A 20,682-nucleotide genomic window follows, 5' to 3' on the forward strand; every position below is an offset into this window, starting at 1 on the left:
AATTGACGATGAAAATGTATCTCCTTTCGCTCGGTGCCGGGCTGCTCGTGGGCATCATTTACAGCCTGCTCAATGTTCGCTCCCCCGCGCCGCCGGTGATCGCGCTGGTGGGGCTTTTAGGCATTCTCATCGGCGAGCAGGCGGTGCCGCTCGTCAAACGCGTGCTGTCGGGGGATCCGCTGACGATTTCGTGGTTCCACAGCCGCTGCGTCCCGCATGTCTTCGGGGAACTGCCGACCGGGGCAGATCGTAATGGTGTGCCCGACCGGCCATCGCCGCGGGAGCTCGGGTGATGCCGACCCGCCGCCGCTTTCTGGAGGCAGCGTCTGCCCTGGCATTCCCAGGCCTGTTTACGCCCGCACGGGCGGCCGATCCCACTTCGTTCTCAGGAGACGAGTCAATGAGCGCCGATCTGATCCTGCACCACGGTCTGGTGACCACGCTCGACCGGACGAATCCGAACGCCACCGCCGTCGCCATCAAGGACGGCAAGTTCCTCGCCGTTGGCCATGACCATGAGGTCATGGCGCTTGCCGGACCCACCACGACGGTCATCGACCTTAAGGGCAAGCGAGTCCTGCCCGGTCTCAACGACAACCACACTCACGTCGTGCGCGGCGGCCTGAACTACAACATGGAACTGCGGTGGGACGGTGTGCGCTCGCTTGCCTACGCAATGGACATGCTGAAACGGCAGGTCGCCATTACCCCGCCGCCACAATGGGTGCGCGTGGTTGGCGGCTTCACCGAACATCAGTTCGCCGAAAAGCGCCTGCCGACGATCGATGAGATCAATGCGGTCGCCCCGGACACGCCGGTGTTCCTGTTGCATCTCTACGACCGGGCGCTGCTCAATGGTGCAGCTCTTCGGGCCGTGGGGTATACCAAGGATACGCCCAATCCGCCTGGCGGCGAGATCACCCGCGACGCCAACGGCAACCCGACCGGCCTGCTGCTTGCCAAGCCCAACGCCGGCATTCTCTATTCGACGCTTGCAAAGGGGCCAAAGCTTCCCTTCGACTATCAGGTCAACTCGACCCGCCACTTCATGCGCGAGCTCAATCGCCTCGGGGTCACCAGTGTCATCGATGCGGGCGGCGGCTTCCAGAACTACCCGGACGACTACGCCGTCATCCAGAAGCTTGCCGATGAAGGCCAGATGACGGTGAGGCTGGCCTACAACCTCTTCACCCAGAAGCCGAAAGAGGAGAAGGAGGATTTCCTCAAATGGACTTCTTCGGTCAAATACAAGCAGGGCGATGACTTCTTCCGCCACAACGGCGCCGGCGAGATGCTGGTCTTTTCCGCCGCAGACTTCGAGGACTTCCGCGAGCCGCGCCCGGACATGCCGCCCGAAATGGAAGGCCAGCTCGAGGAGGTGGTTCGAATCCTTGCGGAAAACCGTTGGCCCTGGCGCCTGCACGCCACCTATGACGAGACGATCAGCCGCGCGCTCGACGTTTTCGAAAAGGTCAACCAGGATATCCCGCTTTCCGGCATAAACTGGTTCTTCGACCATGCCGAGACGATCTCCGAACAGTCGATCGACCGGATTGCCGCGCTCGGCGGCGGCATCGCCGTCCAGCATCGCATGGCCTATCAAGGCGAGTACTTCGTCGAGCGTTATGGTCACGGTGCCGCGGAAGCGACGCCACCGGTTGCGCGCATGCTCGAGAAGGGCGTGAAGGTTTCGGCCGGTACGGATGCGACGCGCGTCGCCTCCTATAACCCTTGGGTCTCGCTTTCCTGGCTGGTGACGGGCAAGACCGTCGGCGGCATGCAACTCTATCCGCGCCACAATTGCCTCGACCGGGAAACGGCGCTCCGCATGTGGACCGAAAAGGTGCAGTGGTTCTCAAACGAGGAAGGCAAGAAGGGGCGCATCGAGAAGGGGCAACTCGCCGACCTGATCGTGGCGAGCAAAGACTATTTCGCCTGCGCCGAGGATGAGATTTCATTCCTGACCTCCGAGCTCACGATCGTCGGCGGCAAGGTCGTCTACGGGGCAAGCGACTTTGCGACCTACGATGAAAACCCGCTGCCACCGGCCATGCCGGACTGGTCGCCGGTCAGGACCTATCGCGGCTATGCCGCCTGGGGTGAGCCGGAAGGAGCCGGAAAGAACTCTTTGCGAAGGACCGCGATTTCTGCCTGCGGCTGCGCCAACAATTGCGGCGTGCATGGTCACGACCATGCCGGTGCCTGGTCATCCAGGCTCCCGATTGCCGATCTCAAGGGCTTCTTCGGCGCGCTCGGCTGCTCATGCTGGGCTGTCTGACAACAGTGGAACGGGACTTCATTGACCGCCAATGCTCCCGGTAAGGATCACCAAGTGAAAAAGATCGCTGGTGCAGCCGCGATGACGGCAGTCTCAATCTTGATCAGCTCACTGGCCGCTCTCGGCCAAGACCTGACCCAAGCAACTGCCAATCCCCGCCACTCTTGGGCGACGGTCGTTGTGAGCCATCCACGGCCGAAGCATGGCGCCTATTACAAAGGCGTATTCCCGACCGTCGCGACCAGTTCACATGACATCAGTCTTGGTAAGGGCGGCCCCGTCCTACGTTAAGTTGAAGACCGCCCGAGAAGGAGCCTGGATTATGAGCCTGTCTTCCCCCGAGAACCATCTTACCACCCGCTTTCGGGCAGGCCTCGCCGGCAGGCGTATCCTGTTCATCGGCCTGCTGGCGCTCTGCTCGGCCTATATCCAGGGACCGCTCGTCAAGATCTACGATTTTGGCAGCGCGCTCGCCGAAATGGACCATTTCGGCCTCCATCCGGCTCCGGTCTTTGCCGTTGGCGTGATCGTTTTCGAGCTTTCGATGTCCGCCCTCGTCCTTGCAGGAGTCTGTCGCTGGGCGGCCGCGCTGGCGCTTGCTCTCTTCACGCTCGTTGCGACCTTCATCGCACTTCGCTTCTGGGAGTTGCCGCCGGGCATGGAGCGGTCGATGGCGATGAACGGCTTTTTCGAGCATCTCGGCCTCACCGGCGCCTTCGTGCTGGTCGCCCTCTATGATCTGAGCGATCGCCCAACGGCACCGAGGAACGCGAGATGAGCGCGGCGGCCGTCGAGGCGACGGGCAGTTTCGCTCCGCTGCGGCAGAAGGTCTTCGCGGTGCTGTGGGCGGCGACGATCATCGGCAATACCGGCAGCTTCATTCGTGACGTGGCCAGTTCCTGGCTCGTGACCGATCTTTCGGCGACGCCCGCCGCCGTTTCCCTGGTACAGGCCGCCGCGACGCTGCCCATCTTCCTGCTCGCCATTCCGGCCGGCGTACTCTCCGATATTCTCGACCGGCGCAAGTTCCTGATCGCAGTTCAATTGCTTCTCGCCGCTGCGAGCCTCTGCCTCCTCTTTCTCTCCGCCACGGGGCTGCAGTCCGTCACTTCGCTCGTCGCCCTCACCTTCGTTGGCGGCATCGGAGCCGCTCTGGTCGCACCGACATGGCAGGCGATCGTCCCGGAGCTCGTACCCAGGCAGGACGTCAAGGGTGCGGTGGCCCTGAATTCGCTCGGCATCAACATTTCGCGCGCCATCGGCCCGGCGCTTGGGGGCATGCTGCTCGCCTGGTTCGGTGCCGCCGTTACCTATGGCGTGGACGTCATCACCTATGTCTTCGTGGTTGCGGCACTTTTGTGGTGGCCGCGCGAAACGCCGGAGGACGATGTTCTCGCCGAACGGTTTTTCGGTGCCTTCAGGGCGGGATTGCGCTATGCCCGGGCGAGCAGAGAACTGCATGTCGTCCTGCTGCGGGCAGCCATGTTCTTTGCGTTTGCAAGCGCAATCTGGGCTCTTCTGCCGCTTATTGCCCGCGCGCTTCTTGGCGGCGGGGCCAGCTTCTACGGCATCCTGCTAGGCGCCGTTGGCGCCGGCGCTATCGGCGGCGCGCTGGTGATGCCGCGGTTGCGCGCCCACCTCGATGCCGACGGTCTCTTGTTGATTTCGGCGGTTCTGACCGCCGCGGTTATGGCCCTACTCTCATTTGCCCCGCCGCAATGGGCTGCCTTCGGCGCGCTGCTCGTTTGCGGCGCCGCTTGGATCACGGCGCTGACGACGCTCAACAGCACGGCGCAGTCAATTCTCCCGAACTGGGTGCGGGGGCGCTCGCTCGCCGTTTACCTGACGGTCTTCAATGGCGCGATGACCGGCGGAAGTCTCATCTGGGGAGCTGTTGCAGAAGCGATCGGTGTGCCCCTGACGCTCCTAGTCTCGGCCGGCGGCCTCCTTTTCGTCGGCCTGGCTTTTCACGCCGTGAAGCTCCCGAAGGGCGAGGCCGACCTCATCGCCTCCAATCACTGGCCCGAACCCCTGGCGCAGGAGCCGGTCGAACGCGACCGGGGGCCGGTGATGGTGCTGATCGAATACACGATCGACAGGAAGGACCGCCCCGATTTCCTGAAGATGCTTACGCGACTCTCACACGAACGGCGCCGCGACGGTGCCTATGGCTGGGGCGTCACCGAGGATGCGGCCGAGCCCGCCCGGATTGTCGAATGGTTCATGGTCGAATCCTGGGCCGAGCATCTGCGTCAGCACAGGCGCGTTTCGAAGGCCGACGCGGATACTCAGCAGGAGGTCCTGCGCTACCACAGGGGTCAGGAAGCGCCGGTGGTGCGCCACCTTCTGGCGATCGGCCCGCCTCGTGACAAAAGCCGTTGAAAGATACCCCTTCCATCCGCGCCTCCCTCGCGACCGGGATGTGCAGATCAGGCAACAATCACCAGCATTCGGGAGTCCAGATGATCGAATCTTCCCTGCCTCTATCGCGCAGACAAGCCCTGCTTGCGGGCGCCTCGGTTTCGTTCGCGATGGCTGTCCCGGCCGCCTTCGCGGCGGAAAACTCCCCCTCGCACCAAAGCAAAGGAACCCTTCCCATGACCCAGAACTTCATCAAGACCGAAGACGGCGTCGAGATCTTCTACAAGGATTGGGGCTCGGGCCAGCCGATCGTATTCCACCACGGCTGGCCGCTTTCCTCGGACGATTGGGACGCGCAGATGCTGTACTTCCTGAGCAAGGGTTATCGCGTAATTGCTCACGACCGCCGTGGCCACGGTCGCTCGACCCAGGTCAGCGACGGTCACGACATCGCTCATTACGCGGCGGATGTCGCCGCGCTCGCGACAGAACTCGATCTGCGCGATGCCATCCACATCGGCCACTCCACCGGCGGCGGCGAGGCTCTGGCCTATGTCGCGCGCCATGGTGCTGGCCGTGTCGCCAAGCTCGTCATGGTCGGCGCGGTGCCGCCAATCATGCTCAAGACGGAGGCTTACCCCGGCGGGCTTCCGATCGAGGTGTTCGACGGTCTTCGCGCTCAACTCGCGGCAAACCGCGCCCAGTTCTTCCTCGATCTGCCCAGCGGGCCGTTCTATGGTTTCAACCGCCCCAATGCGCAGGTCTCGACCGGCGTGATCCAGAACTGGTGGCGGCAAGGCATGATGGGCAGCGCCAAGGCCCACTATGACGGCATCAAGGCATTCTCGGAAACCGATTTTACCGAGGACCTCAAGAAGGTCGACGTGCCGACGCTGGTCATGCACGGTGACGACGACCAGATCGTGCCGATCGACAGTTCCGCGCGGCTCGCCGTGAAGCTCCTGAAAAACGGGACGCTGAAAGTCTACGACGGCTACTCGCATGGCATGCTGACGACGCATGCCGATGTGATCAATCCGGATCTGCTTGAGTTCATCAGCGCCTGAGAAAGTCAGCGGCCGGCGGCGATCGGAGCGTCGCCGGCCCCCGACGATCCGGCGCTGGACGATTGCCGATCCAGAAGAATCCCGGAGAGATCGTCGAAGCCTGCGAGCCTCATTCCGCCGTGTTGCGGATTCCAGCATCCTCCATGGCCGCGCGAAGTGCCGCGATGAAGACGCGCACCTTCGGTAGGACCAGTTGCGTCGTCGGATAGACTGCCCAGATATTGATCGGCTCGGGTCTTGCATCGTCGAGATTGATGCGCACCAGCCGACCGGCGGCGATGTCTTCCTCGGCATACCAGTTGGAGAGCAGAGCCACGCCGCCGCCGGCCAGGCTTGCGGCATGGCAACCGGCAATGCTGCTGCAGGCGAGGCGGACGTTCAGCCGTGCATGCCGGTCGCCATCCGGCGCGCGAAACGTCCAGTGGGTTGCGGCGCCGAGCGCCAGGCAATCGTGGTCGGCAAGCTCGGCGACTAGGCGTGGCTTGCCGCGTCGTGCCACGTAGTCCGGACTTGCGACCAGCATGCGCAGATTGGCGGCGAGCTTCTGGGCAATCAGGCTGCTGTCGCGCAGCCGCGCGATGCGGATGGCGAGATCCGCTCCGGTGGCAACAAGGTCGGGCAGGCTGTCGGTGAGGTCGACGGAAATGCGCAGCTCGGGATTTTCCTGCAGCAGCGACGGCACGAAGGGCATGACAAATTTCAGGCCGAAGGAGATCGGCACGGACACGCGCAGCAATCCAGCCGCCCCGAGGCTTTCCGAGCGCAGACGCGCCATGGCCGCCGCCTCGTTTTCGATCAGCGCCTGCGCGAAGGGCAGAAAAGTCTCGCCTTCCGGTGTGAGCGATAGTGAGCGCGTCGTGCGGTGCAGAAGTCGCACGCCGAGCGTCGCCTCCAGCGCGGCAAGCCGCCGGGACGCCACCATGGGCGTCAGGCCGAGGCGCCGCGCCGCTGCAGCCAGGCTTCCGCCGGCGACGGCGGCGATGAAGACGAGAACGTCATCTGTATTCATTCTATCGGAATCCGTTACACAGGCCGATCATTTATCATCACTAAATCGAATGGCGAGGAAATGCTATCTCATCTGCATTCATTCCAACCGGAAAGGCGACAATCATGAACATATCGGGCATGAACACGTCGAGAGCAGACGGCAAAACGGTGAGCCAAGGGCTCAGCAAGGCCGCGCTCTTTGCAATGGCGACGGCGAGCGGCATTGCCGTTGCCAATATCTATTATAACCAGCCGATGCTCGGCATAATCGAGAATGAATTCGGCCACCAGCCGATCACCGGCTACATCCCGACAGCGACGCAGCTCGGCTATGCGCTCGGACTGCTGTTCCTCCTGCCGCTTGGCGATATCGTGCATCGCCGCAAGCTCATCATCAGCCAGTTCATCATCCTTGCGGGGGCGCTGGCGATTGCGGCGATCGCGCCGACCGCCTGGGCGCTGGTCGCGGCCTCGCTGATCGTCGGTGCAAGCGCGACGGTTGCCCAGCAGATCGTACCCTTTGCCGCGACGCTCGCCGCACCCGAACAGCGCGGCTCGACTATCGGCACGGTCATGGCCGGCGTGCTGTCGGGCATCCTGTTCAGCCGCACGCTGTCGGGCTTTGTCGGCGCCCATGCAGGCTGGCGCGAAATGTTCTGGATCGGGGTGCCGCTGGCTCTCGTGGCTGCCGTGCTGATGGTGTTGACCCTGCCGGATCATCACCCGGCATCGCGCATGCACTATCGCACAGCGCTTGTCTCGCTCGGCCATCTGTGGAAGCGGGAGCGGGCACTGCGCACGGCAGCGCTGATGCAGGCCGCGCTTTTCGGCTCGTTCACAGCCTTCTGGTCGATCCTTGCGCTCTATCTGGAAACGCCGCAATTCAACCTCGGCTCTGATGTTGCCGGCCTGTTCGGCATTGTCGGTGCGGTGGGCATCGTTGCGGCTCCGCTTGCCGGCAGGATCGCCGACCGTCGCGGCCCGCATTTCGTCGTCTGGCTCGGCTCCGTCCTGACCATCGTCGCCTGGGCGATCTTCGGGGCATGGGCTTCGCTGGCCGCACTGGTCATCGGCGTGACCGTTCTCGATTTCGGTATCCAGAGCGCGCTCGTTTCCAACCAGCACATCGTCTATGCGCTCGATCCGGAAGCAAAGAGCCGGCTGAACACGATCTTCATGACGGCGATGTTCCTGGGCGGTGCGACCGGTGCCGCGCTTGCCACCCTGACCTGGGGCTCGGCCGGCTGGCTCGGCGTCAGCATGCTCGGCGGGCTGCTCGCCGTCGTTGCCTTGATCGTCCGATTGCTCGATCATCGCGCAAGCCGGCCGGTGGCGGCAGTCGGGCACTAAGACGGGCCTCCATCGAAATACCAGGGCGCGGCTCTTCCAGCCGCCCTTTTTGTGCTGCCGGCGGCTCGCGGGGCGTCGGCTACGATCGACAATAAGAACCGCTTTGCGAACCGAAAGAAATTGGCCGCCCGATTCAGAGTGGATCGGACGCGCGCTCAGCTCAGCAGCCGAGCCAGGAACACCACGTAGAAGGCGTAGGTGGCATTGGCGACGATCAGGCAGAGGCAGGCGAAGGAGCCGAGATCCTTGGCGTGCTTGCCCATGTCGGATATCTCCGGCGAGACGCGGTCGACGATTTCTTCGATCGCCGTATTGATCGCCTCGAAGGCCATCATCAGCAGGAAGAGGATCGCCATAGCGACGTATTGAAAGAGGTTCGCACCGGCGATGGCAAAAGCGACCATGGCAACCGCAAAGGCGATGAGCTCGTGCCGGAAGGCCGCCTCACCGATCAGCCGCTTCGCGCCGCCAAAGGAATAGCTCGCAGCAGCAAGGAGATGCCGGATGCCGGTTTGCTTGCTGATCGGAGCGGTCCGGCCGCTGGGTGGGACTGTGTTCTTCGCGTCCATTTCGTCTCGACGAGCTTCGAACCTTCTTAAGCGTTCGCATTGCGTTGAGGCATTGCAGGCGGCTTCATCCGCTCACCGTCCCGGCGCGAAACGCCCTCTTCCCGATAGGCGAGAAGACGCCCCGCATCAAGTGCGACAAGCATGAGCATAGCATGGCCGACAGCCGATCGACAGAATCGCCCAGGCTTCAGCTCTTGTTGCTGACGCCGGCTTGCGCGAAGGTCGCCATGCCGCCGTGGCAGGCGGCAGCCGCCTTGACGATGCCGGCGGCGAGCGCCGCACCGGTGCCTTCTCCGAGCCGCATTCCGAGCGCGAGCAGCGGCGTCTTGCCGAGCTTCTCGATGGCCCGGATATGCCCTGGTTCCGCCGACACGTGGCCGATCAGGCAATGGTCGAGCGCCGAAGGGTTCGCTGCCTTGAGGACGGCCGCCGCGGCCGTGGCGACATAGCCGTCGATGATCACCGGAACCTTCTGCATGCGGGCAGCGAGGATGGCGCCCGCCATCGCCGCGATCTCGCGCCCGCCGAGCCGTCGCAGCAGTTCGAGCGGATCGGAGAGATGGTCGCGGTGGAATGCCACGGCCCTTTCGACCGCCGCGATCTTGCGTTGCAGGATCTCGCCCTCGGAGCCGGTCCCGGGACCGACCCACTCTTCAGCGCTGCCGCCATAGAGACCGAGATTGATGGCGGCGGCAATCGTCGTGTTGCCGATGCCCATCTCGCCGATGCAAAGCAGGTCCGTGCCGCCGGCGATCGCCTCCATGCCGAAGGCCATGGTCGCGGCGCAATCGCGCTCGGAAAGCGCCGCTTCCTCGGTGATGTCGCCGGTCGGATATTCCAGCGCCAGATCGAAGACCTTCAGGCCAAGATCGTGGCTGACGCAGATCTGGTTGATCGCCGCACCGCCGGCAGCGAAATTCTCCACCATCTGCGCCGTCACGGATGACGGAAACGGGGTCACGCCCTGGTTCGTGACGCCGTGATTGCCGGCAAAGATCGCGACCAGCGGCCGATTGACGGCCGGAGAACGGCCGGTCCAGGCGGCGAGCCAGAAGGCGATTTCCTCGAGACGCCCGAGCGCGCCCGGCGGTTTCGTCAGCTGCGCGTCCCGCTCGCGCGCCGCGACGAGCGCCGCCGTATCCGGCCCAGGCAGGTTGCGCAACAATTCACGGAAATCATCAAACGGCAGGCCGCTGGCACTCATGGGGAATCCTTCGCATGTCCGAAGCTTTGTCAGCCGCACCTCATAGAGGCTCCGGGCTTGTCCGGCAACGTCATTTGCGCCAGACGCTGTCGCCGGAGCATGATCCGGCAAAGGATGGGCGATTCGGCGTTGCCCAATGGTCCCTACAGCGCCGCGCGTCTTATCAGACGCGTAAAGGTCGCTGTAGCACTTTGAATTGCTGCATGTTCTTGTCCTTGAATCGAGGTCGATTAAAGGAGACATGCAGTAGGAGGGGACAATGACCAGACTTGGCGATCTTTGCGACGACGTGGCACGAGCGGTGGCCTTCTTGAGCCGTGTGCCCATGCCGCATCGCCATTTCGTCGGCCATGATGGCCGGCTGAGCCGCGCGGTGCGCGCCTTCCCGCTCGCCGGAATCCTGATTACCCTCCCCGCGGCCCTCGCCGCAGCATTGCTGGTGTTCCTACAGGCAAACGCCCTCTTCGCGACCTTCCTCCTCGTCGGCGTTCAGGTGCTCGTCACCGGGGCGCTGCATGAGGACGGCCTTGGAGATGCGGCCGACGGCCTCGGCGGCGGCCGCGATCGGGAAAGCGCATTGGCGATCATGAAGGACAGCCGGGTCGGCACCTATGGTGCGGTGGCACTTGTCCTCTCCTTCGGCCTTCGCGTTTCGGCGCTTGCCGCCTTCCTGCCGCTGCTGTCGCCCATCGGCGCGGCGCTTGCGCTCCTCGGCACCGCCGCGCTCAGCCGCACGGCCATGGTCTGGCACTGGTCGCGCCTGCCGCCGGCGAGACGTGACGGCGTTGCCGCCTCGGCCGGCATGCCCGAACCGCAGGCGACGACAACGGCGCTCGTCTCCGGACCGGTTCTCGCGCTTCTCATGTTTTTCGCGGCCGGCATTCCGTTCGTGGCGGTACTGCTTGCATTTGCCGCTTTCGGCCTTGTGGTGCCGGTTTTCGGCAAAATCGCCGCGCGCAAGCTCGGCGGCCACACCGGCGACACGATCGGCGCCACCCAGCAATTGGCCGAGATCGCCCTTTTCGGCGCCCTTGCGCTGGCGCTCTGAAACACTGATATAATTTCCAAGGAAACCAAAAAGAGCAGCCAAGACAATGGAATCTCCTTGCATTCTCGTCTGTTCGATCGACGATAGAACCGGCTACTGCTTCGGTTGCGGGCGGACGCGGGACGAAATCGGCTCCTGGACGCTCTATACCGACGCCGAGCGGCACAGCATCATGCAGATGCTGCCTCAACGACTTGAAAGCGTGGAGCGCAAGCCGCGGCGGGAAACGCGCCGAACGCGGCTGGCGCGGGAACGAAGTGGCGCATGAACCGTCTGACGCTTCTGCTGGCGATTCTGGGCATCGGCCTCGCCCTGCTGATCTTCAATCACGATAGCGGCCAGACCCTCGGCATGAACAATGACGACTTCGGCAGGCTCGTCGCGCTTGCGGCGCTGGCGACTCTGCTGAGCGCCGCCGTGCTGCGCGGCCGGCAGCACTTCGGCGAGGCAGTGCGCCTTTTGGCCATCTGGATCCTCATCGCCCTCGGGCTCGCCTCGGCCTATGTCTACCGCTACGACCTGCAGTCCTTCGGCGATCGGGTTCTCTCCGGCCTCGTACCTGGCCGGACCATGGTGGTCACGGACAGCGAGGGCCAGTCGGAAGTCGTGCTCCAGAAGCGGATCGACGGCCACTTCCAGGCCGATATGACGGTCAACGGCCAGCCGGTCAGCATGATCGTCGACACCGGAGCAAGCAGCATCGCACTCACCTACCGAGACGCCCAGAGGATCGGCCTCGATCCGGAGAATCTCGCCTATACCGTCACGGTGATGACGGCGAACGGGCCTGCCCTTGCCGCCCCGGTGGTCCTGAAGGAAATCGCGATCGGCCCGATCGTGCGAACGAATGTCCGTGCCATGGTGGCAGCCGAGAGCAGGCTCGACCGCAGTCTGCTCGGGATGAGTTTTCTCTCCAGTCTCGACTTTCTGCAGATGCGAAGCGACGAATTGCGGCTGAAGGACTGATACCAACGGCAGTAGGTTTCGGCGGATCACAATCGGTCGGTGCGGTGGTGGTAGCCGGTGCGGTGGTGACGGTTCGACCTCGCCAGGGCGCTCAACGCGTCGGCGTTGCGAATCCCGGACTGATAGGCGTGGATCAGCCTTGCAGCGAGGGCTTCGGCTTCAGCGCACTTGCGCGAGATCCTCCGCACCTGCAGTTCCACCTGGAAAATCTTATCGATCAGTTCCAGCTCATTGGGACCGATCGGATCGAACGTGAAATCTTGAGCGGCTGTCATCCCAACTCCTTGTGGGCCGCTACCGGACGGGTAGCATGGTCACTCTACGCCGCTTCGGCAAAATCGCGAGTCTTTCAGGAGTTTCTGGTGATAAGCGTTTAATACCGTACGCAGGCATCGTCACCAGGAAAAGACCGCCGATCAGGAGCTGCAGTTGCAACCCGGTGCAAGGAATGGGCGGCGAACCGCGACCATGCTATTGTGAAACAATCGCCTCGCGAGCAGCCGCGAGCGACAGAGGGGCAACTGGTCCTCGCTCCAGAAGGGGCAAAACTGATGACGCCGTCTTTGCCGAGCCCGATGCGCAATCAGCTGTTGGCGATGCTCCCCGAGGCGGACTACAGCCAGATCGCATCCGATCTCCAATATGTCGATCTGTCGCGCGGTGCGTTTCTGGCAAGAGCGGGCGAACCCATTGATCATATCTACTATCTCACATCCGGGATTGGCTCGCTTGTTGCCACCACACCCGAGAGCAACAAGGCCGAGGCCGGCATTTTCGGCAGCGAAGGATACGTTCCGACTTCGGCTGCCACAGGCGTGGAGCTCAGCGCGCATGACGTGATCATGCAAATCGGCGGGGATGCCTACAGGATGAATTTCGCGTCGTTCCGCCGCGGCATGGAGCACAACAGGAACTTCAACCGGGTGATGATCCGGTGCATTGAGGCTTTCTCGATCCAGCTCACTTACACAGCGGTCTCAAACGCGGTCCATGGTGTCGATGAGAGGCTCGCCCGCTGGATCCTCATGTGCCACGACCGGGTGCCCGGCGACCAAATCCCGCTCACGCACGAATTCATCTCGCTAATGCTGGCAGTCCGTCGGCCGAGTGTCACGACATCATTGCACATTCTCGAAGGAAACGGGTTCATTCGTTCTCTGCGGGGGCAGATCATCATCCGGAACCGGCCAGCCCTCGAAGAATTCGCGCGGGACGCCTACGGCAAGCCGGAAGCGGAATACCGGCGCCTCATGATCGGACTCTTCTAAATTGAGTTTAGTTTTCAGATGCCGCCCGAGAGGAGCCCAGCGACTCCGTCGGGCTCGCCATCGTTGTCAACTCCTGAGCCTGTAGCCTGTCCGGAAGATCCAGGTCAGAACCGACAGGCAGAGCGCCAAAAACGTGAGAATGATCGCCGCGCTCGCGAGCGGGCTGACGTCGGAGACTTCGAAAAAGCTCCAGCGGAAGCCACTGATCAGGTAGAGCACCGGGTTCAAGTGGCTGACGGCCTGCCAGAAGGGCGGCAGCATGTCGATCGAGTAAAAGCTGCCGCCGAGAAAGACGAGCGGCGGGACAACCAGCATCGGGATGAGGTTCAACTGCTCGAAGTCCTTCGCCCAGATGCCGATGATGAAGCCGAACAGGCTGAAGGTTATTGCCGTCAGCACGAAGAAGAACAGCATGGCGACCGGATGGGCGATACTGAGATCGACGAAGAGGGATGCAGTCGCGAGAATGATCGTGCCGATCATGAGCCCCTTGGTAGCCGCCGCTCCGACGTAACCGAGCACGATTTCAATCATGGAGATCGGCGAGGACAGGACCTCGTAGATCGTGCCGGTGAATTTGGGGAAGTAGATGCCGAAGGAACCGTTGCCGACGCACTGCGTGAGGAGCGTCAGCATCATCAGGCCCGGCGTGATGAAGGCCCCGTAGGAGACGCCGTCGATCTGCTGGATCCGTTCGCCGATCGCTGCCCCGAAGACGATGAAATAGAGCGAGGTGGAAATCACCGGCGACACCACGCTCTGCAGAAGCGTGCGGCGCGTACGCGCCATCTCGAAGAAATAGATGGACTTGACCGCCTCGAAGTTCATTGCCCCGCCTCCACGATTTCCACGAAAATATCCTCGAGCGAACTCTGATGCGTCGAGATATCCCTGAGCCTGATCCCCGCCTCTGAAAGCGCGGCGAGCAGAGTGGTGATGCCGGTCCGCTCAGCGCTCGTGTCATAGTCGTAAATGAGGCGCTGCCCACCTTCCTCGAGCGACAGGCTGTAGGACGACAGCGTTTCCGGGACCTTGTCGATCGGCTGCGCCAGATCGACCCGTAATTGCTTGCGGCCGAGCTTCGTCATCAGCGCCGCCTTCTCTTCCACCAGCAGGATCTCGCCGCCATTGATGACCGCAATGCGGTCGGCAATCTCCTCCGCCTCCTCGATGTAGTGCGTCGTCAGGATGATGGTCACGCCCGAGGCACGCAGCCTTTCCACGACCTCCCACATGCTCTTGCGCAGGTTGACGTCGACGCCGGCGGTCGGCTCGTCGAGAAAGAGCACGCGCGGTTCGTGCGACAGCGCCTTGGCGATCAGCACGCGCCGCTTCATGCCACCCGAAAGCTCGCGCAGCATGTTGTCCTTCTTGTCCCAGAGCGAGAGATCCTTCAGCACCTTTTCGATATGGGCGGGATCGGGCTTCTTGCCGTGCAGCCCGCGCGAGAAGGAGACGGTGTTCCAGACGGTCTCGAAGGCGTCCGTCGTCAGTTCCTGCGGAACCAGCCCGATCATCGATCGAGTCTGGCGGAAATCGCGCACGACATCGAAGCCATTGACCGCCACCCGGCCCCCGCTCGGATTGACGATGCCGCAAACGATCGAGATCAGCGTCGTCTTGCCGGCGCCATTCGGCCCCAGCAGAGCGAGAATCTCGCCCTCCTCGATGTCCAGGCTGACGCCTTTCAGCGCCTGAAAGCCGGAGGCATAGGTCTTCGACAAATTCGAAACGGAAACGATGGGCGCCATGAAATGGATCCGGAAACGGTGGGAGTGCCGCTTCTATATGGGCCGATTCACGGAGATTTTCAGCCCGTCCCGGGCAAATTTAGCAGCGACGCTCCGTCAACCGGCAGCGACCCGGATCAGGCACGGCCCGTGCCCTTCAGCAGAATGTAACCGGCGACGCACAGGACGAGCACCCCGAACAGCCGGTTGAGAACGCCCTTTCGGGCCGACATCCGCCGCGCCGCCACGATGCCTGCGGCACCGCCGAGAATACCGCCGCCGATGAATTCCCCGGCAACCCTCCAATCCACGAAGCCGGACGCGGCGTAGTTCAGCGCCGTCGCCAGGCCGAATGCGCTGATCGCCAACAGCGACGAGCCGATCGCATTGATCATCGGCATTCCGGTCGCGGCAATCAGGCCCGGCACGATCAGAAAGCCGCCGCCGATGCCGAAGAATCCGGAAAGCGTACCGGTCGCCAGCGCCACCGCCGCGGTCAGCCAGCACATCCGCGCATCGACCGGACGCGGCTCGCCGTCCGTCGCACGCCGCGGCCACAGCATGGCCAGTCCGACGGCCACCATGACGAGGCCGAAGAGGAAGAGCAGCTTCTCGCCATCGACCAGCTTGGCGACGGAGGACGCGACAAGCGCACCCAATGTGCCGATGAGGGCAAATACGATGGCGCAGCGCCACCAAACATGCCCGGCTCGCGCGTGACCGGCGAAATTCGCCAGCGCGCTCGCCGAGACGGCAAAGGCGCTCGTGCCGATCGCCACATGCGTGCCGCCGACGCCGACCACGTAGAGCAGGAGCGGCACGGCAAGAATCGAGCCGCCGCCCCCGAGCAATCCCAGCGAAAAACCGACGAGCCCACCGGAAGCGATTGCAGCTGTCACACCCGCTGCCATAGCCGCGCTCCCTGCAGGCGATCATGCGCCACCATCCCGGCAAGCATTGCGGCGACGAAGAGGACGGTGGCCGGCAGGCCCAGCGACAGAGATGCCAGCGCCGGGCCGGGGCAGAGCCCGACCAAGCCCCAACCGACGCCGAAGATCGCCGAGCCGACGATAAGCCTCCGATCGATAACCTGCGTCTCAGGCAGGTGAAAACGATCGTCGAGGAGCGGCCTTGGCATGCGGCGCACGAGCGCCATGCCGGCGGCCGATACGATCACGGCGCCCGCGAGCACGAAGGCGAGCGTCGGATCCCAGTCGCGGGTGATGTCGAGAAAGCCGCGCACCCGGGCCGGGTTCAGCATTCCCGAAATGGAAAGACCAAGTCCGAAAATCGCGCCCGAGACCAGGGCCGCGGCAATGCGACAAGCTGCATTTCTGTTCATTGGAAGAACCCCATCAGGTAGACCGTTGCGACTGCCGTGGCCATGAAGGTGCCGACCGCCGCCATGGACCGGCGCGATAGCCGGGCGAGCCCGACGACGCCGTGGCCGCTGGTACAACCGGAGCCCATGCGCGATCCGTAGCCGACCAGCAGGCCGCCCGCGACGACGATCGGCCAGGACGCCACCAGCACGACCGCCGGCCATTCGCCGAGGAACAGGCGGTAGAGAACCGGACCCAGGATCAATCCGAGGACAAAGGCCGTGCCGGTCGCCGTTTGCACACCCTGCAACAGGCGTCCGGCAATGCCGCTGACACCCGCCACCCGGCCATTTGAAACGACAAGGATCACGGCCGAGAGCCCTATCAGCATTCCACCCAGCAATCCGCTGGCATAGGTCGCCATCATTTCGTGTCCTCGCCGCAGAAGATGTCGTAGAGCGCCGTGACCAGCCGTGCGGCCTTGTCATCGGTCAGCCGGTAGAAGACATGTTTGGCGTCGCGCCGCGTTGCGACGAAGCCGGCCTCACGCAGCACCGTCAGCTGCTGCGAAAGCGTCGGCTGATGTATGCCGAGCATCTCTTCCAGTTGACTGACCGAATACTCGCCTTCGACCAGCGTGCAGACGATCATCAGCCGATTGTGGTTGGCGAGCGTCTTCAGGAGCGTCGCCGCCTCGCCTGCCCGCTCGCCCATGTCCGGAGAGATCTCCGGGATCTTCAACACACTTCTCATGCCTGTTCCTTTCAGTCCCATGCCGCGCCCTGCAGCGCATTGATGGGAAATTTCAGATAGCGCGCGCCGTTCGACTCCGGTTCAGGCAGTCGGCCGCCGCGGATATTCACCTGCAGCGCATGCAGGATCAGCTTCGGCATCGGCAGCGTCTTGTCGCGTGCCTCGCGCAATTCGACGAAGGCATCCTCGGTCATGCCGGCGAGATGCGGATTGGAGCGCTTCTCCTCGCCGACCGTGCTTTCCCAGCGCGCCTCGCGGCCGTCCGGCTGGTAGTCATGCCCGGTGAAGAGACGGGTTTCGTCCGGCAGGGCGAGAATCCGGCTGATCGAACGCCACAATTGCCGCGCATCGCCGCCGGGAAAATCCGCACGCGCCGTGCCGCTGTCGGGCATGAAGATCGTGTCGTGAACGAAGGCGGCGTCGCCGACCACATAGGTGACGGAGGCGAGCGTATGGCCCGGCGAATAGATGACCTGCCCGGCGATCGAACCGACGGAGAAGCGCTCGCCATCGGCGAAGAGATGGTCCCATTGCGACCCGTCCGTTTGGAGCTCGGGCCAATTATAGATACCCTTCCACAGCCTCTGGACGCGCACCACTTCCGATCCGATCCCCGTCGGCGCCCCGGTCTTTTCCTTCAGATAGGCGGCGGCCGAAAAATGGTCGGCATGGGGATGAGTGTCGAGGATCCATTCGACCGTCAGCCCCTTCCCGGCCACGTAATCGAGGATCCGGTCCGCCTGCACCGTCGCCGTGGCGCCCGACTTCTCGTCGAAGTCGAGCACCGGGTCGATGATGGCGCAACGCTTGGTCAGCGGATCCGAAACCACATATTGGATGCTGCCGGTACGCTCCTCGTAGAAGCCTTTGACATCCGGTCTCGCAGTTGCTGCTGCAGGCATTGGTGCCTCCGTTTTGCGATCAATATACACTTAAATATAATGTATATTGACTTCCCGAACAAGTCCGTTGCAGAGCTGCGGCAATTTGACCGCAGTGCCTGTAACGGAGCGCTGAAAGCAGGAATTATCGCACGGCCACGAGCCAGAACGCGATCACATATGGTATTGCATGGCGCCGCAGGCAAAGCGTGTCAGTCTTTGAGACTTGTGCATCGCGCTTTCCGGAATCGGGTCCGATCTTCGACCCCAGTGCACGAATTAGAGCACTGGCGGCCGCTCGTCCGAAGAATGGCGCCGACACGCCCGCTTCAAGGCCGACGGACCTTGCTGGCAAGCGCAAACCTCGCACATTCGCCTCAAAACGGCGTCACTAAGGGCATGATCGCTGACTTGGACGGAGCTCGAGGTATCTCAACAGCTCCCGGCTACAGTCTTTGAGAGCGGAACTATTTTGGCTTGCCTTGGCGATCGCCATTGCACCCCAATAGGATGCGATTATGAAGTTTGCCGCGGTCTCGGCGTCCAGATGGGCGCAGTGGCCGGCGAGTTGGTCGGCGTGGATCTTTTGCGCAAGCTCTCTTCTCCAATTCTCTAGGATTGTGCTTGCGGCCTTGCGCATGTCGTCATCCTGCCTGGCCAGTTCGCTCACCATATTGCCGAGCGGGCATCCCGACACAAAGCCCTGTTGATCCAGTTCTCGGATAATCCTGGCGAATATGGCTTCCACGCCGGCGGATGCCGTCTTGGCCTCCATGACCGGCTTGATCCACGTTTCTTCGACAGCGTCGGCGACGTTGCCGTGCAATACCGCAAGCCCCAATTCTTTCTTGGTCGGGAAGTGATGTGAAAAGGCTCCCCCTGTTACGCCAGCCGCCGCCTTCAGGTCCTGCACGCTGGTAACGCCGTAGCCGCGCGAGCTGAAGGCGGTAAAAGCGGTGTCGACAATCCGCTTCCTTACCCCTTCAGGATCGTTCGATCTTCGCTTGTTCAGACGTTTCGCCATCGGTGCGTTCTGTAGCACGGCTTGACAAACAGGACAACTGACCTGTATTCGAACAGGACAATCATCCTGTTTGGAGGCAAGAAATCGATGCGAAACACCGCAGCTGCAGCCCAGGTCTTCGAGCTCCGCCAGTACCGCCTCCATCCGGGTGCGCGGGAAACGCTGATCGATGTCTTCGATCGAGAATTCCTGGAGACACAGGAGGAGGCCGGCATGCATGTGGCGGCTCAATTCCGTGATCTCGATGAAACCGACAGCTTCGTTTGGCTGCGGGGCTTTGCGAACATGGAAACGCGAGCGGAAGCGCTCGGCCGCTTTTACGGAGGACCCGTCTGGGCAAAGCATCGCGACGTCGCCAACGGCACAATGGTCAATTCCGACAACGTTCTGCTGCTACGCCCCGCCCGACTTGATTCGAGTTTTCAGCTACCAGCCCCCGAGCGGCCGCGCCCCGACAGCACTGCGCAGTCGTCAGCGATCTTTCTCTGCGCGATCCATTACACTGCTCCCGGCAAGGAGGAGGCTTTTGCCGCGTTCTTCGAGGATAAGGTCCGCTTGCCGCTTCTCGAAAGCGGAGCGACTGTCCCTGCCTCCTTCGTGAGCGAACACAGCGCCAACACCTTTCCAAGGCTGCCGGTGCGGCAAGGAGAAGCGGTTTTTGTGGCTCTTCTCCGGTTTTCTACGCCGCAAGCCTACGCCACCCACCGTGGCGCCCTGGCAGCCTCGAGGCAGTGGGCGGAGGAAATCGAGCCGCAGATCAGCCAGCGCACATGGCGGGCCACCGAGGTGCTGAGACTTTCGCCGACGTCACGATCGCTGGTGCGCTAGTCTTATCGGCCCCGCCCAACGGCACATAGACAAGGGTCGCCTTCGACGCCGCGACACAATTCGTTGGTCAAGATCGCGCAATCTGCTCAGCCATAGAGGCTATAGAAGAACCGAAACGCGATCAGCGTCATGAAAATGCCGAAGCCGGCCTCGAGCTGGCGCCGGCCCATGGCATGGGCGAGCGCCACGCCGACCGGCGCGACCAGGAGCGTGATCGGGATAATCAGCCCCACGGCGATCCAATTGACGAAGCCGGTCGAAAGCGGCGGCAGCCCCGCCTCCCCCCAGCCGGCCCAGACATAGCCGAACAGGCCCGGGATCGAGATCAGCACGCCGACGCCGGAGGATGTCGCGACCGCCTGGTGGATCGGCCGGCCGTAGAGAGTCATGAAGGTGTTGTTCAGCACCCCGCCGCCGACTCCCATCAGTCCGGAGAGGACGCCGATCGCCACGCCGACCAGCCACTTCACCGGATTGTTCGGAAGATCCTTGCCGATGCGCCAGCTTGCCCGGTTGAAGATCATCCGGAAGGCGATGGCCAGCGCGATGACCGCAAAGATCAGTCGCAGTGTTTCGCTGCTGACATAGGCCGCGATCACCGTGGCGAGAACGGCGCCGAGCGGCACGGCAAGAAGCCAGTTGCGCAGGAGATCGATGTCGACGACCCCGCGCCGGTAATGCGAGAGGAAGGAACGCACCGATGTCGGCACGATGATCGCGAGCGACGTGCCGACGGACAGATGCATCCGCACCGCATCGTCGACGCCGAGCAGACCGAAGACCTGATAGAAGACCGGAACCAGGATCGCGCCGCCGCCGATGCCGAACAGGCCGGCGAGCACGCCCGCAACCACACCGGCCGCAGCCAGCGCCAGCGCGAACATCATCAGTTCCGAAATCGGCGGCATGCAAAATTCCCAGGGCGCTGAAGCGGGCAACGGACGTGGCCCGTTATGGAGCGGCCACCACTGTCACGAAACGGTGATGCTTTTCAATCACCTTTGAGCCGCTGGAGCGACCTCGCTCCCGTGATTTGCACCGGT

Annotated in this window: 24 protein-coding genes; 11 read left to right on the top strand and 13 right to left on the bottom strand. The window is 63.0% G+C overall.

All coding sequences use genetic code 11. The features are described from left to right. The first annotated feature begins 8 nt into the window (after positions 1 to 8). From AC4P1R_RS08085 to AC4P1R_RS08105, 5 genes are all read left to right on the top strand, one after another. Positions 9 to 293 carry a XapX domain-containing protein gene (locus AC4P1R_RS08085; protein WP_492177641.1) on the top strand — a complete coding sequence of 95 codons (285 nt, stop codon included), beginning with the start codon at positions 9 to 11 and terminating at the stop codon, positions 291 to 293. Continuing rightward, positions 293 to 2,278, top strand: coding sequence for an amidohydrolase (locus tag AC4P1R_RS08090; RefSeq protein ID WP_492177642.1), 1,986 nt, complete (start codon positions 293 to 295; stop codon positions 2,276 to 2,278). Before AC4P1R_RS08085 ends, AC4P1R_RS08090 begins: the two co-directional genes overlap by 1 nt. Before the next feature lie 322 nt (positions 2,279 to 2,600). After that, the gene (locus AC4P1R_RS08095; RefSeq protein WP_069458394.1) at positions 2,601 to 3,056 is read left to right on the top strand and encodes a DoxX family protein; all 456 of its coding nucleotides are present in this window, start codon (positions 2,601 to 2,603) and stop codon (positions 3,054 to 3,056) included. Further along, complete coding sequence (locus AC4P1R_RS08100) at positions 3,053 to 4,660, top strand: MFS transporter (protein WP_151611347.1); 1,608 nt, start codon at positions 3,053 to 3,055, stop codon at positions 4,658 to 4,660. The genes AC4P1R_RS08095 and AC4P1R_RS08100 overlap by 4 nt, the downstream gene beginning before the upstream one ends. A 215-nt stretch (positions 4,661 to 4,875) precedes the next feature. After that, positions 4,876 to 5,706 carry an alpha/beta fold hydrolase gene (locus AC4P1R_RS08105; RefSeq protein ID WP_225192907.1) on the top strand — a complete coding sequence of 277 codons (831 nt, stop codon included), beginning with the start codon at positions 4,876 to 4,878 and terminating at the stop codon, positions 5,704 to 5,706. Between the two features lie 109 nt (positions 5,707 to 5,815). On the opposite strand, the gene AC4P1R_RS08110 is transcribed toward AC4P1R_RS08105, so the two are convergent. Next, complete coding sequence (locus AC4P1R_RS08110; RefSeq protein WP_069458391.1) at positions 5,816 to 6,715, bottom strand: LysR family transcriptional regulator; 900 nt, start codon at positions 6,713 to 6,715, stop codon at positions 5,816 to 5,818. Positions 6,716 to 6,834: 119 nt separating this feature from the next. On the opposite strand from AC4P1R_RS08110, the gene AC4P1R_RS08115 reads away from it, so the two are divergent. Beyond that, positions 6,835 to 8,046, top strand: a complete 1,212-nt coding sequence (locus tag AC4P1R_RS08115; RefSeq protein WP_425353232.1) for an MFS transporter — start codon at positions 6,835 to 6,837, stop codon at positions 8,044 to 8,046. Between the two features lie 155 nt (positions 8,047 to 8,201). On the opposite strand, the gene AC4P1R_RS08120 is transcribed toward AC4P1R_RS08115, so the two are convergent. Next, positions 8,202 to 8,615, bottom strand: coding sequence for a diacylglycerol kinase (locus AC4P1R_RS08120; protein WP_069458389.1), 414 nt, complete (start codon positions 8,613 to 8,615; stop codon positions 8,202 to 8,204). Positions 8,616 to 8,802: 187 nt separating this feature from the next. Continuing rightward, on the bottom strand, positions 8,803 to 9,819 hold the full coding sequence (gene cobT / locus AC4P1R_RS08125; protein WP_492177643.1) for a nicotinate-nucleotide--dimethylbenzimidazole phosphoribosyltransferase: 1,017 nt from the start codon (positions 9,817 to 9,819) through the stop codon (positions 8,803 to 8,805). A 259-nt stretch (positions 9,820 to 10,078) separates the two neighbouring features. Here cobT and AC4P1R_RS08130 point away from each other — a divergent pair, with 259 nt between their 5' ends. The 3 genes from AC4P1R_RS08130 to AC4P1R_RS08140 are packed head-to-tail and all read left to right on the top strand — an operon-like array spanning position 10,079 to position 11,833. Then, complete coding sequence (locus tag AC4P1R_RS08130; protein WP_492177644.1) at positions 10,079 to 10,867, top strand: adenosylcobinamide-GDP ribazoletransferase; 789 nt, start codon at positions 10,079 to 10,081, stop codon at positions 10,865 to 10,867. A 46-nt stretch (positions 10,868 to 10,913) separates the two neighbouring features. After that, the gene (locus AC4P1R_RS08135; RefSeq protein WP_069458386.1) at positions 10,914 to 11,135 is read left to right on the top strand and encodes a DUF1289 domain-containing protein; all 222 of its coding nucleotides are present in this window, start codon (positions 10,914 to 10,916) and stop codon (positions 11,133 to 11,135) included. Continuing rightward, positions 11,132 to 11,833: a TIGR02281 family clan AA aspartic protease gene (locus AC4P1R_RS08140; RefSeq protein WP_151611349.1), complete on the top strand. Its 702-nt coding sequence runs from the start codon at positions 11,132 to 11,134 to the stop codon at positions 11,831 to 11,833. The genes AC4P1R_RS08135 and AC4P1R_RS08140 overlap by 4 nt, the downstream gene beginning before the upstream one ends. A gap of 26 nt (positions 11,834 to 11,859) precedes the next feature. On the opposite strand, the gene AC4P1R_RS08145 is transcribed toward AC4P1R_RS08140, so the two are convergent. Continuing rightward, positions 11,860 to 12,108 carry a hypothetical protein gene (locus AC4P1R_RS08145; RefSeq protein ID WP_069458384.1) on the bottom strand — a complete coding sequence of 83 codons (249 nt, stop codon included), beginning with the start codon at positions 12,106 to 12,108 and terminating at the stop codon, positions 11,860 to 11,862. A gap of 276 nt (positions 12,109 to 12,384) precedes the next feature. Here AC4P1R_RS08145 and AC4P1R_RS08150 point away from each other — a divergent pair, with 276 nt between their 5' ends. Beyond that, entirely contained in the window at positions 12,385 to 13,101 is a 717-nt protein-coding gene (locus AC4P1R_RS08150) for a Crp/Fnr family transcriptional regulator (RefSeq protein WP_069458383.1), read from the top strand. A 66-nt stretch (positions 13,102 to 13,167) separates the two neighbouring features. On the opposite strand, the gene AC4P1R_RS08155 is transcribed toward AC4P1R_RS08150, so the two are convergent. The 8 genes from AC4P1R_RS08155 to AC4P1R_RS08190 all read right to left on the bottom strand — a co-directional run bounded on the left by AC4P1R_RS08155 (position 13,168) and on the right by AC4P1R_RS08190 (position 18,811). Further along, positions 13,168 to 13,929: an ABC transporter permease gene (locus AC4P1R_RS08155; RefSeq protein WP_069458382.1), complete on the bottom strand. Its 762-nt coding sequence runs from the start codon at positions 13,927 to 13,929 to the stop codon at positions 13,168 to 13,170. After that, positions 13,926 to 14,852 (bottom strand): ABC transporter ATP-binding protein, encoded by a 927-nt coding sequence (locus AC4P1R_RS08160; protein ID WP_069458381.1) that lies wholly within the window; start codon positions 14,850 to 14,852, stop codon positions 13,926 to 13,928. The genes AC4P1R_RS08155 and AC4P1R_RS08160 overlap by 4 nt, the downstream gene beginning before the upstream one ends. Positions 14,853 to 14,968: 116 nt before the next feature. Then, a complete protein-coding gene (locus tag AC4P1R_RS08165; RefSeq protein ID WP_151611351.1) occupies positions 14,969 to 15,742 on the bottom strand; it encodes a sulfite exporter TauE/SafE family protein in 774 nt (257 codons plus the stop codon). Further along, positions 15,727 to 16,173 (bottom strand): YeeE/YedE family protein, encoded by a 447-nt coding sequence (locus tag AC4P1R_RS08170; protein WP_069458379.1) that lies wholly within the window; start codon positions 16,171 to 16,173, stop codon positions 15,727 to 15,729. The genes AC4P1R_RS08165 and AC4P1R_RS08170 overlap by 16 nt, the downstream gene beginning before the upstream one ends. Continuing rightward, positions 16,170 to 16,577 (bottom strand): YeeE/YedE family protein, encoded by a 408-nt coding sequence (locus AC4P1R_RS08175; protein ID WP_151611966.1) that lies wholly within the window; start codon positions 16,575 to 16,577, stop codon positions 16,170 to 16,172. Before AC4P1R_RS08175 ends, AC4P1R_RS08170 begins: the two co-directional genes overlap by 4 nt. Beyond that, entirely contained in the window at positions 16,577 to 16,906 is a 330-nt protein-coding gene (gene bigR, locus AC4P1R_RS08180; RefSeq protein WP_069458377.1) for a sulfite-sensing transcriptional repressor BigR, read from the bottom strand. Before bigR ends, AC4P1R_RS08175 begins: the two co-directional genes overlap by 1 nt. A gap of 11 nt (positions 16,907 to 16,917) precedes the next feature. After that, complete coding sequence (locus tag AC4P1R_RS08185; protein WP_492177645.1) at positions 16,918 to 17,808, bottom strand: MBL fold metallo-hydrolase; 891 nt, start codon at positions 17,806 to 17,808, stop codon at positions 16,918 to 16,920. A gap of 370 nt (positions 17,809 to 18,178) precedes the next feature. After that, positions 18,179 to 18,811, bottom strand: a complete 633-nt coding sequence (locus AC4P1R_RS08190; RefSeq protein ID WP_492177646.1) for a TetR/AcrR family transcriptional regulator — start codon at positions 18,809 to 18,811, stop codon at positions 18,179 to 18,181. A gap of 87 nt (positions 18,812 to 18,898) precedes the next feature. Between AC4P1R_RS08190 and AC4P1R_RS08195 the strand changes: the two genes are divergently transcribed. Then, on the top strand, positions 18,899 to 19,639 hold the full coding sequence (locus AC4P1R_RS08195; RefSeq protein WP_492177647.1) for an NIPSNAP family protein: 741 nt from the start codon (positions 18,899 to 18,901) through the stop codon (positions 19,637 to 19,639). Positions 19,640 to 19,725: 86 nt separating this feature from the next. On the opposite strand, the gene AC4P1R_RS08200 is transcribed toward AC4P1R_RS08195, so the two are convergent. Further along, positions 19,726 to 20,547 (bottom strand): sulfite exporter TauE/SafE family protein, encoded by an 822-nt coding sequence (locus AC4P1R_RS08200; RefSeq protein WP_069458374.1) that lies wholly within the window; start codon positions 20,545 to 20,547, stop codon positions 19,726 to 19,728. Between the last annotated feature and the right edge of the window lie 135 nt (positions 20,548 to 20,682).

The sequence above is a fragment of the Sinorhizobium sp. Y406 genome, from assembly GCF_058732025.1.